Origin of the sequence: Labilibaculum sp. (assembly GCF_963664555.1) — a bacterium.
Taxonomy (GTDB): Bacteria; Bacteroidota; Bacteroidia; order Bacteroidales; family Marinifilaceae; genus Labilibaculum.
Map to the genome: position 1 here is coordinate 3,947,542 of NZ_OY761461.1, position 11,855 is coordinate 3,959,396.

Annotated in this window: 8 protein-coding genes; 6 read left to right on the forward strand and 2 right to left on the reverse strand. The window is 35.1% G+C overall.

The genetic code is table 11. The features are described 5' to 3' along the window. The first annotated feature begins 33 nt into the window (after positions 1-33). The 5 genes from ACKU4N_RS15540 (at position 34) to ACKU4N_RS15560 (ending at position 8,307) form a co-directional block, all read left to right on the forward strand. Positions 34-2,241, forward strand: coding sequence for a bifunctional alpha,alpha-trehalose-phosphate synthase (UDP-forming)/trehalose-phosphatase (locus tag ACKU4N_RS15540; RefSeq protein ID WP_321317885.1), 2,208 nt, complete (start codon positions 34-36; stop codon positions 2,239-2,241). A gap of 183 nt (positions 2,242-2,424) precedes the next feature. Beyond that, positions 2,425-4,008 carry an L-aspartate oxidase gene (gene nadB, locus ACKU4N_RS15545; protein ID WP_321317887.1) on the forward strand — a complete coding sequence of 528 codons (1,584 nt, stop codon included), beginning with the start codon at positions 2,425-2,427 and terminating at the stop codon, positions 4,006-4,008. A 10-nt stretch (positions 4,009-4,018) separates the two neighbouring features. Further along, a complete protein-coding gene (nadC, locus tag ACKU4N_RS15550; RefSeq protein ID WP_321317889.1) occupies positions 4,019-4,867 on the forward strand; it encodes a carboxylating nicotinate-nucleotide diphosphorylase in 849 nt (282 codons plus the stop codon). Positions 4,868-5,502: 635 nt separating this feature from the next. Further along, positions 5,503-7,635: a tetratricopeptide repeat-containing sensor histidine kinase gene (locus ACKU4N_RS15555; protein ID WP_321317891.1), complete on the forward strand. Its 2,133-nt coding sequence runs from the start codon at positions 5,503-5,505 to the stop codon at positions 7,633-7,635. 105 nt (positions 7,636-7,740) lie between these two features. Continuing rightward, entirely contained in the window at positions 7,741-8,307 is a 567-nt protein-coding gene (locus ACKU4N_RS15560; protein ID WP_321317894.1) for a manganese efflux pump MntP, read from the forward strand. On the opposite strand, the gene ACKU4N_RS15565 is transcribed toward ACKU4N_RS15560, so the two are convergent. Both ACKU4N_RS15565 and ACKU4N_RS15570 read right to left on the reverse strand, forming a co-directional pair. Then, complete coding sequence (locus tag ACKU4N_RS15565) at positions 8,304-8,852, reverse strand: FMN-binding protein (protein ID WP_321317897.1); 549 nt, start codon at positions 8,850-8,852, stop codon at positions 8,304-8,306. The genes ACKU4N_RS15560 and ACKU4N_RS15565 overlap by 4 nt on opposite strands. A gap of 85 nt (positions 8,853-8,937) precedes the next feature. Beyond that, positions 8,938-10,110 (reverse strand): putative porin, encoded by a 1,173-nt coding sequence (locus ACKU4N_RS15570; protein ID WP_321317898.1) that lies wholly within the window; start codon positions 10,108-10,110, stop codon positions 8,938-8,940. A 239-nt stretch (positions 10,111-10,349) separates the two neighbouring features. Here ACKU4N_RS15570 and ACKU4N_RS15575 point away from each other — a divergent pair, with 239 nt between their 5' ends. Beyond that, positions 10,350-11,681, forward strand: coding sequence for an SO_0444 family Cu/Zn efflux transporter (locus ACKU4N_RS15575; protein WP_321317900.1), 1,332 nt, complete (start codon positions 10,350-10,352; stop codon positions 11,679-11,681). The last annotated feature ends 174 nt before the right edge of the window (positions 11,682-11,855 follow it).

Sequence of the window (11,855 nt, forward strand, 5' to 3'; positions counted from 1 at the left end):
CTGTTTTTAAACCAAAATTTAAATCTCCTTTTTATGAATCGAATTCACATTGTCTCCAACAGACTCCCTTTTAGTATTAACGTAGAAAATGACAACATCGAATTAATTCCGAGTGTTGGCGGGCTTGCAACAGGTATGAGGTCGGTTTACAAAGAATACAATGGAAAATGGATTGGCTGGCCGGGATTACCAAGCGATGATCTTGACGATCAGCTAACTGCAAAAATCGAAGAGAATTTACAAAAAGAAGATTGTGTATCTGTTCACCTGTCAAAACAGGAAATAGACTTGTACTATGATGGTTTTAGTAACCGGACTATTTGGCCTCTCTTTCATTATTTTGCGCAATACATTGATTATGCCCCCGAGCTGTGGGATGCTTTTGTAAGCGTGAATCAAAAATTTGCTGACAAAGCACTGGAAACCATAGAGGAAGGAGATACAATTTGGATTCATGACTATCAACTATTGCTGGTCCCTGAAATGATAAAATCGAAAAAACCTGGTGTTACCATTGGTTTTTTTCTTCACATCCCCTTTCCTTCGTTTGAAGTTTTTCGAATTTTGCCTTGGAGAAAAGAATTGATAAAAGGTATGCTGGGTGCTGATCTGATAGGCTTTCACACTTTCGATTATCAAAGACATTTTTGCAGTTCGGTACGTCGTTTAATGGGTTATGAAATTTCATTCAACCAAATTCACATCGAAGACCGGATTATACTTGTTGATTCCTTTCCAATGGGAATTGACTACAATAAATTTAGAGACGCTGCAACTCAAACATTTCAAAAGCCGCTTCAGGAAAAATCGAAGCTTCATCGTGAGCTGGAAAAATATTTTCTGGTTTCACCTGAACGAAAGCTAATTCTCTCGATCGATCGAATGGATTACTCGAAAGGAATTCCAAACCGCTTACGGGCTTTCTCAAAATTCTTAGAAGATTATCCTGAATTTATAGGCAAAGTAACACTGATAATGCTTGCGGTACCATCCCGTGGAACCGTGGAACACTATATCAACCTTAAGAGAGAGGTGGATGAATTGGTTGGAACTGTAAATGGTAAATTCGGGAGTATTAACTACACGCCGGTTTGGTATTTTTACCGTTCGCTACCCTTCGAAAACCTGATTGAATTGTACAGTTCATGTGATGTTGCTCTGGTAACACCTGTGCGCGATGGAATGAATCTGGTTGCGAAAGAATATGTAGCATCAAGAACAAATAGAACAGGTGTTATCATTTTAAGTGAGATGGCAGGCGTTGCCAAAGAAATGGGGGAAGCTCTGATTATTAACCCGAACAATAGTAACGAAATTGCAAGCGCTATTAATCAGGCCTTAATCATGCCGCTTGATGAACAACGGGAACGGATGATCTTTCTTCAGGACAGAATAAAACGATATGATGTTTTCAAATGGTCCAGTGAGTTTGTAAAATCTTTATCAAAAGTTGAGAAGATACAAAACTCCTTCTATGCGAAGAAAATCAATAGTAAAATCATGGAAAATCTTAGCTCGAAATACCATTCTTCTGAAAAAAGAGCCATATTCCTTGATTACGACGGAACGTTAACCGGTTTCAGATCCAACCCGAATGATGCAAAACCGGATGAAGAGCTTCATAAAATTCTTTTCAAACTGGAAGAAGATCCTCGTAATGTGATTACAATTATAAGTGGCAGAGATAGAGATAGTCTGGAGAAATGGTTCGACGGACACAAAATCAATTTGATTGTTGAACATGGTGTTTGGCTTAGAAAAAATCAAAAAGAGTGGAAAATGCTAAGCAATGCTTCGGATATATGGAAACCAAATATTCGTCCTACTTTAGAAACCTTTGTTGACCAAACACCAGGGTCTTTTATCGAAGAAAAAAATTATTCTCTGGTTTGGCATTTCAGAAAAGCAGAACCTGAACAAGGAGAACTTAGAGCAAATGAGCTTCGGGACGAGTTAACCACAATGATCGCCAATCACAACTTAGAAATATTAGAAGGCAATAAAGTAATTGAGGTGAAAAGCGGTGGAATTAACAAGGGAATTGCCGCGATGCAATTTCTTAAAAACCAAAATTTTGATTTCGTAATGGCTGTTGGAGATGATTGGACTGATGAATACATGTTCCGTGAACTTCCTGAATCATCACATACCATAAAAGTTGGACTTAAGAATACAGCGGCAAAATACAAAGTTGAATCTGTTGCTTCGGTTCGAAAACTACTTTCGGAATTCATTAAATAATTAGAAGCTAATAGCAGGCGGTAAATTCTCAATTTACCGCCTTTTTTAGCTTTTCATGTATCTTAAAAGAGCATTATCACACAAAAAATCAACGAATACTATTCCTGTTCTTTAAAATTCGTATAATTTTGCAACGAAATAAAATGAAATTCCCTAATTTCGCACGAACCAAGATTTTTAATAATGCTACACAAACAGTTCGATTATTTAGTAATCGGAAGTGGACTGGCTGGTTTATATTCAGCCTACTATGCTTCCCGCTTTGGGAAAGTTGCCATTTTAACAAAATCGAAGATTGATGTTAGCAATTCTTACTACGCACAAGGAGGCATTGCTGCTGTTACCGATCCTGAAGATTTTCCTCAATATCATTTAGAAGATACTTTAACCGCAGGTCGTGGTTTGTGTGACCTTATTCCTGTGGAAATTCTCGTTAACGAGGGGCCGGATCGTATTCAGGATATAATCGATTTGGGCATGCAATTCGATAAAGAGAACGGCAAACTGGCTTTGGGACTTGAAGGAGGGCATCACCGAAGGCGGATTCTTCATGCCGGTGGTGATTCAACAGGAAAAGAAATGACTCTTTTTTTGATTAAACAGGTAGTGAATAATCCCAATATAGAAATATTTGAAAACCATATGGTTTTTGAATTGCTTGTTGAAAATAAAATTTGTGCCGGAGCAAAAAGCTACAATATCACCAACAATACCAATCTCCTAATTGAAGCTAAGAATACAATTCTTGCTTCGGGCGGAGCTTCTGCTGTCTATCAAAGAACAACAAACCCGCACACTACAGTTGGCGATGGAATCAACCTGGCTTATAAGGCCGGTGCTACAGTAGCGGATATGGAATTCATTCAGTTTCATCCCAGTTCGTTTTATTCTAAGGAAGGATATACATTTCTGATTAGCGAAGCTGTTCGTGGTGAAGGTGCTCATCTTATAAATTCAAAAGGAGAACGGTTTATGTCGGCAATTCATCCTTTGGCCGAATTAGCTCCCCGAGATATCGTTGCCCGGTCCATTTTCAATCAGATGAAACAAAGTCAAAGCAATCATGTGATTCTTAGCCTTAAACATCTTGATGGAGAGAAAATAAAAAATCGGTTCCCGTCTATTAATAAAAATTGCGAATCTTCAGGCGTTGATATGACTCAGGAAATTCCAATTGCTCCTGCGGCGCATTATATGGTTGGAGGAATTAAAACCGGAATACACGCTGAAACCAATATATCGCGACTGTATGCCTGTGGGGAAATAGCTTCATCAGGAGTTATGGGCGCCAACAGACTTGCTTCAAACTCATTGCTTGAGTGTTTGGTTTTTGGTAAGAGAGCTATCGATCATGCCAGAAAAACTTCTTTGGTTAAAGATTCTTTTCCGTTGAATCAAACCCGGATGCATGTCAATACAAAACTCGAACAATCATTTCTAAATCACAGCAATGAAATTGCAAATGAGATGAATTTGAAGGCTGGAATCGTGCGAAACCAAAAAGAATTGACAGAAGTTATTTCACTTTTAGAATCGATCGAAAATAGTTTCCCTTTCGAAAATTATGAATATTACAGCGTTCGTTTGCAAAATATTATTCGGGTATGTAAATTACTCTCAACGGCTGCTTTATCCAGACAAGAGAGTCGCGGTGGCCATTTCAGAGAAGATTTCCCGAAAGAAAAATCAAGATTCCTTACTCACTCAATTCAACAAATCAATAAAGAAATTTATTTTGTTCCTGTAGATCGCCGATCTCAAGATTAAATTATCACATATGAAAGAATCAGGATTTAATGTTCAGGAAATTGAACTCATCATTAATCATGCTTTTCAAGAAGACATAGGAAGTGGTGATATTACCACAAATAATATAGTACCCGAGAATACTTTAGCCACAGCAAGTATGACTGCTAAAGCTGATGGGATAATAGCAGGTTTGGATATTGCCGAAATGGTATTTCGAAAGTTGGATGCAAATCTAAAATGGAATCCTCAATTTAAAGATGGTGAGCGGGTATCAAAAGGTGATGTTATTCTGGAAATAAATGGAACATTCAGGGCTCTTTTAACCGGTGAAAGACTAGCCTTGAATTTACTGCAAAGAATGTCGGGAATTGCTACCGAAACAGCTAAATACGTTGCCGAGACAAAAGGCACAAAGGTGAAGATATTGGATACCAGAAAAACAGTTCCCGGGCTACGGACATTTGATAAATATGCAGTTAAAATGGGCGGAGGAACCAATCATCGCATTGGTTTATATGATATGGTAATGATTAAAGACAATCACATTAAGGTTGCCGGCAGCATTGCCTCCGCTGTTGAACAGGTTCGCAAAGCCATTCCTTCGGATATTAAAGTGGAGGTAGAAACAACAAACTTAGATGAAGTTAAAGAAGCTGTTACTGCAGGCGCAGATATCATCATGCTCGATAATATGAGTAATGAATTAATGAAAGAAGCTGTTGACTTTATTGATGGCAGAGCTTTGGTTGAAGCATCGGGAAATATGAATTTAAGCAGGATTGCCGGAGTTGCTAAAACCGGTGTTGACTTTATTTCAATTGGTGCTCTTACCCATTCTGTAACTGCATTAGATATCAGTCAAAACATTGTTCTTTAATTTCCATAAAAAAAATAGTAAAGGGAAAAATATTCAAAATTAAACTCAAAACAATTTGATGGCATCTTTGTTTCGCATGCAAATACTGTAGCTGAAAGAAACAAAAACCATCTATATTATGAATTTGGGTGTGAATATTTTTTCCTGTAAAAAAAAACAATTCATTTTACTTACGAATTGCCGCTGTAGCATCAACCATCAATTCCGAATTCGTCTTAAGAACTTATTCTCAATCATCCCAATTTGTTTCCGGATCAATAACTGAATTGCGCCGAAAACACTCTCACAAGGCACTTATAGACAAATAATTAAACACACACAAATTACTGCGTGTATTTTAAATAAATCCATTTATCATCAAAAAAATAGTGGAAGTTACTTAGGTAGTAATCAAAATATTTGTCCAATTCAAAACACTTTTTTACAAAAAAAAACGAAAAGATATAATATATTCCATCAATAATTTATCAAAATAATAATACTATTATTTCAGCCAATATTAATTAGAATAATATTACTATATTTCGGCTCATTATTAGACAATTATGAATAAACAATACCACAAAAAACCTCAACTAAACAATTAAAACAATCCGATTTAATAATAGCATCCAAACTTAAGATCCAAAACCACAATGCAATTTCCCCTACCACTTGTTTTGCTTTTTTATATTTCGTTCTCCAACACTCTATTTGCAAATAGGGTTTCAGATGACGTAAAGAATCAGGATAGTATTAAGATAGAACGATATCTAACCAAATCAAGAACGTACTATACGGTAAAAACTGATAGTGCAATCTATTTTGCAAATAAAGCGTTACAACTATCCCTGAAAAATAATAACCATAAATTGATCATCGATTCCCAAATTGAATGTTTTTACAATTATTCTGTGAACAGAGATCTGGTACATGCAAAAGAAGCTCTTGATGAAGCTAAATTTATAGCTTATATACTGAATGATTCTTTAAATATTTGTAGAGTACATTCCTGTTTAGGATACCATTATGTAATAGCCAGCCAATACGACAGTGCAATTTCCCACTACAATAAATCTCTGGAAATAAGCGAAGCAATCAAGAATAACAAAAATAAAATTCATAATCTTATCGGGCTTGGACAAGTGTACTATGAAAGAGGAGATTTTGAATTAGCACTAAGCAAATATGTAGAAGCATTTCAATATAATGAAGTGCAGGACAACAAAGATACTAAGCTTAGCATTCTCATTAATATGGCAAATATTTATGCCGATGAACAACAAAGGGAAAAGGCAATATCCTATTACAATCAAGCCATGGAAATCACTTTAGAGATAAAGGATGAGGACACGCTATCAGTTCTTTACAACAATTTGGCAATTGTATATCAAGACGATTTAAATTTTAATAAAGCATTAACATTTTACGAAAAAAGTCTCGCAATATATAAGAAAGCAAATAATAAAGCAGGCGTTGCATTGTGTCTGAATAATATTGGTGAAAATTATTTTAAAATGGGGAATACAGATAAAGCAATTGTATTCTTGCGCGAATCATTATCTACCAATCGACAATTACAACTTGATACTGAAATTATCTATAATTTGGAGACCTTAATTCAAATACACCTTAGCTTGGGTAATTTCAATCAGGCTTACAAATATCTTGAAGAAGGAATTTCTTTAACTAAAAAATTAAAGACAAAAGGCAAAAGAAGTGATTTATTAAAGCTCCTTGCTGAATATTACAATAAAACAGGGAAATACCAAAAAGCCTATTCCTCAATGATAGACTACAACTCTCTTAAAGACAGCATACAACAAAAATCAAGAACCGAGAAGATAGTAGAACTTCAAACAAAGTTTGATTCTGAAAAAAAAGAGAAGGAGAACGAAATTTTAAGAGTGAAAAACCAATTTACTCAAGAAAAACTGGAACAAGAAAAAATGAGAGCAAAATACCTTTATATTTTCTCTTTCTTAGCGCTTGCTGTTATCCTTCTGATCATTATCCTTTTCCGTTCTAAAATAAAAATAAACAATCAAATAAAAATTATAAATGGCAAATTGGAAGATTCCAATTCCAAATTAAAAATCATGAATGCCACAAAGGATAAATTCTTTTCAATAATAGCTCATGATTTAAGATCACCCTTTAATGCCATATTAGGATTTTCGGAACTGATAAAATCGGAAATACAGAGAGGAAAAGATTTAGAGATCATAGAAGAATATAATGACAACATTAACGAATCGGCAAACAGTTTATTTACACTACTTGAAAACCTTTTACAATGGGCTAATGATCAACGTGGAATCCTTGAATTCACTCCAATCCAAATTGATTTATATGAATTAATTCAATCCAATCTTGCTATTTTCAAATTAAAAGCTGCCGATAAATCAATAAAATTATTTTCAGACATAAAACCAAACACTGTGGCATTTGGCGATGTAAACATGGTAAATACCATAGTTAGAAATCTAATTAGCAACGCATTAAAGTTCACAGATGAAAATGGCGAAATCTTCTTATCTTCTGTATTGGATGGTGATTTTATTCATCTTTCAGTAAAAGACAATGGTATTGGAATTAGTAAAAACAATCAGGATAAACTTTTTCGATTAGATTGTAACTTTACAACTAATGGCACTATGGATGAAACCGGAAGCGGTCTGGGACTTATTCTCTGTAAAGAATTTGTTAAGAAAAACGGCGGCGAAATTTGGGTTGAAAGTGAAGAAAATAAAGGAAGCAAATTCATTTTCTCTTTAAAATCAGCCTAACTTTTTAGAATACTTTTAAATAGGCAATTTCTTTACCAGAAACTGCTTTTTTTTCGGCTCTTAAGTAAGAAGCATATATCTTTGCAATCCAAAAAATACGATTACATGGAATTATTAAGTATACTTCTTCTTGCCCTCGGACTTTCTGTTGACTCGTTTGCTGCATCTATATGCAGTGGATTGGCCATAAAAAAGATTCATTTCTTTCAAGCTGCTAAAATTGCTTTTTTTCTTGCTGTATTTCAGGGAGGAATGCCAATTATAGGTTGGTATACAGGTTGGGAGTTAAAAGATTTAATCAAAGATTTTGATCATTGGGTTGCCTTTATTCTACTGGCAGGAATGGGTAGTAAAATGATATATGAAAGCATAACTTCCAAAGAAAAAGATTGCTCTTTTAACCCACTAAAACTGTTGGTTCTTATAGGCATTTCTGTAGCTACAAGTATAGACGCTTTGGTTGTAGGATTAAGCCTTGCCCTTATTGACGTTGTTATTTGGTTTCCAGCCATTATAATTGGTATAATAACCTTTATCGTTTCAATGCTCGGGATGTTGCTGGGCAAGAAAATTGGTAGTAAAATGAGCAAACGATTTGAGATAATTGGAGGTGTTGTTCTAATTCTTATTGGATTTCGAATTTTAATCGAACATATATTCTTTCTAGCTTAGATTTCCCCTTTAGCTTTTAGCTCGCTTAAAAGCAGACTAAGAGTTTTTATTCCTTTAGCCATTGCCGGAGCTGAAATAGTGGCTCCGGAAATTCCATCAATATCTTTTCCAAATTCCATCTCCTCTCCTCCTACTTTTCCAATAAACTGCTTCAACCACGATTTAGCCATAATTTCGCCGCCATAGGAAGATCTGTAAATTAGTACCACTACTTTTTGAATCTCCAGTTTTTGATTGAACAGAACCATATAATCAAAAAAGTCATTCTTCCCTTTTGATGATGCAAAACAAGCAAATCCCATTAATTTATCCGCCTCCTTTAGGGTACTCAAATGTAAATCTCTTAGCCCCTCACAATTAAAAGTATCCAAATTTAGATTGTCAATATCATCCATTATCAAATCTTCAGAAGTGAATATTTTCTGAACTTCTTTTTCAATTTTTTTCTGTATTGATTTAGGAAAACTACTTGCCCTTGCACTAAACACTCCACTAATCAAAACAAAAATAACCACTGGCTGCAGAATACTTATCCATCTTTTCATCAACAAATCTCCTTTACTTAAAAAACCTCAAAGCACAATGGAAAAACCAAAATGCTTTGAAGTAAATATTTTAATTGTTTTAGTTCTAGAACCAAACGCCTACACCAAAATTCACAAAATTCTTTTTCTCATCATTACCGTCTTTTGACATTTGGTAATCAGCTTTAACAACAGCACCTTTTGCCAAATGATAGCTTAATCCAAAGAATACTTCTTCTCGATCGTAAGCCTTATTAGCAATCATGTTTCCTGCTACCTTATGATGAGTGTTATAATTTTCGTAGCGTACAAATGGAACTAAAGCCTGCTCTTTTCCTTGCAATAAATCATATCCTGCTTCTAAATAATAACCTTGCATTTGCTTTCCCAGATCCTTACCCGTTTTATCGTTGTATTCGGCTGCATCACTAATAAAAGAATGAATGTACTGACCTTTTAATTGCAAAGCGTTCACTTTGTAACGCACATCCATTCCGAACATGCTTATCCCAACACGAGTTGAATCAGCTGCGGCTTCAGCAAAATCATCATTCTTATCCAATCCGTTGAAAGCAGATGACTGTGTTTTTCCAAAATATCCTGCCAAACCAATATTTAAACCTTTAACTCCGTAATAATCAAGTTTAGCAGATAAAGATGGAGATGTAAATGTAGATTCAGCACCTTTCTGACGACCTTTTCTAAATCCATCAGAACCTCTTAATACGCCTGCTCCGTTGTATCCGTTAAAACCATTCATTACATACAATTGATACTTTAATGGAAATGAAGGCATACGACCGCTAACACCAACTCCAATTTCGCGCCATGTAGTAGGAACAATGCTGTTATCCACACTCGGACGTTCAACACCATTAAAAGTAGTTGGCTCGTGATATTCATTCACAATACCCATTGGCACCAACATTAAACCTGCTCTCAAATTTGTATTTGGACGAACATTGTAATTTAAAAATGCTTGCTCAACGTACAATTCCTTTACGTGTTCATATTCAATTTCCGTAACAAATGAGGTTTTATCATTAAATTGATATCCAAAAAACAACACCATTCTGTGAACATCCATATTTCCATTGTAACGGGTATTGCCACTAATTTGTTGATTGTAATGAATCTCCCCATATCCGCCAATACTTAATTTCTCATCTTTTACTCTTTCCAAAATGGTTGTGCCAATACTTTTTGGTTCCTGAACCTCCTGTGCTTTTGTTGTAATAAAAGCAGCAATCACAGCCATAAATAGTAATCCCTTTTTCATCAGTTTAAATAATTAGGTTTTAGTTTCACTGCTCGAATAATGAGCATTATTTTAGGATGCTAAATTAGATTAAGACTGAATAAGTAGAAATACCTACATGTTGGTATTCTTAGACCATCAGCTCTTTTATTACTAATATACCTTATATACTTATCCAAATATTTTAATACTTTTGAATTTGAAAATTCACCGTATTTGCTTTTTACGATAGCATTTCGGTTACTTAATAGAAGCTTACTATGGAATATATCAATCAGTTTTTTATAGATTTTATTGATATCTTAAACGAGATGTCACCTTACCTAATGCTAGGATTTTTATTTGCAGGAATCTTAAAAGTAGCTTTCCCACAAAAATTTATCGACAAATATTTAGGTCCAAAAAATGGGAAATCCGTTTTATATGCAGCACTTCTTGGCATTCCTCTCCCATTGTGCTCCTGCGGAGTAATCCCAACCGGTATTTCATTTTATAAGAGTGGCGCTTCCAAAGGTTCTTCTGTATCATTTCTAATATCAACACCTCAAACTGGTGTTGACTCAATTTTAGTAACTTATTCGCTGTTAGGCTTGCCTTTTGCAATCATTCGACCATTTATAGCTTTGCTAACCGGACTATTTGGTGGATTTCTCACCAATCATTTTGATAAAGATGAGAAACCCATCCCTGTGCAAGCATCCGATTCCTGTTGCTCAACAAAAAAAGAATCGAACTGTGGCTGTGAAGGAGAATGCAATACTGAAACTAAAAAGAAAAGATCGCCAATCTACACAATGTTTAAATATGCATTTGTAGATTTTCTGCAGGACATTTCGAAGTGGCTAATTATTGGCCTTTTATTAGCTGCTGTAATTTCAGTGTTAATTCCAAACGATTTCTTCTCAGCTTATATTGGAAATGATTTCATTGGAATGCTGGTAATCCTTGTAGCCTCTATTCCTCTTTACATTTGCGCAACCTCATCGGTTCCGGTTGCTGCAATTTTAATGATGAAAGGTATTTCTCCTGGTGCCGCCTTGGTATTTCTGATGGCTGGTCCGGCAACCAATGCTGCAACCATTACGGTACTAAATAAAGTTCTAGGCAAGAAAACGATGTGGTCTTACTTAATCTCAATTATTTTGGGAGCATTGCTTTTCGGATTATTAATTGATAATGTATTCCCACGGGAATGGTTCACTATGGGACCATTGCATGATCATATGGGGGCACATGAAGGTCACTGGGAACTTCCTAACTGGCTGAAATGGGGAAGTAGTATTTCCTTAGTACTATTGATATTTAATGGCTATTTACAAAAGTATATTTCTGGGAAAAGTGAACTTAAAACTATTGAAACCAAGAAAAGAAGTACTGAAAAACTGGTAATAGTGAATGGAATGAGCTGTAACCATTGTAAAAACAGTGTAGAAAAACACATTGGAGCCATTAAAAACATTGCTTCCGCAGAAGTGAATCTGGAACAAAAACTTTTACGCTTAGAAGGAAATAATATCGATTTACAAATCATAAAAAAAGAACTGGAAAGTCTTGGTTTTGAATTTGGTGGAGAGGTAAAAAACGAAAACTAAGCCATTCTCCGGGTCTAAATATTCATTTTACAAGAAGAATATTTGTGAAAACTGCTAAAAACTTCCTCCTTTTCATCCTTATTATTGCCTCAATTCACTAAATTCTTAGAAATCCCATCCTTGTTCTGCAACATAATTGGCGGATTTCACCCATTTTAAGATTTTTTTGAACTG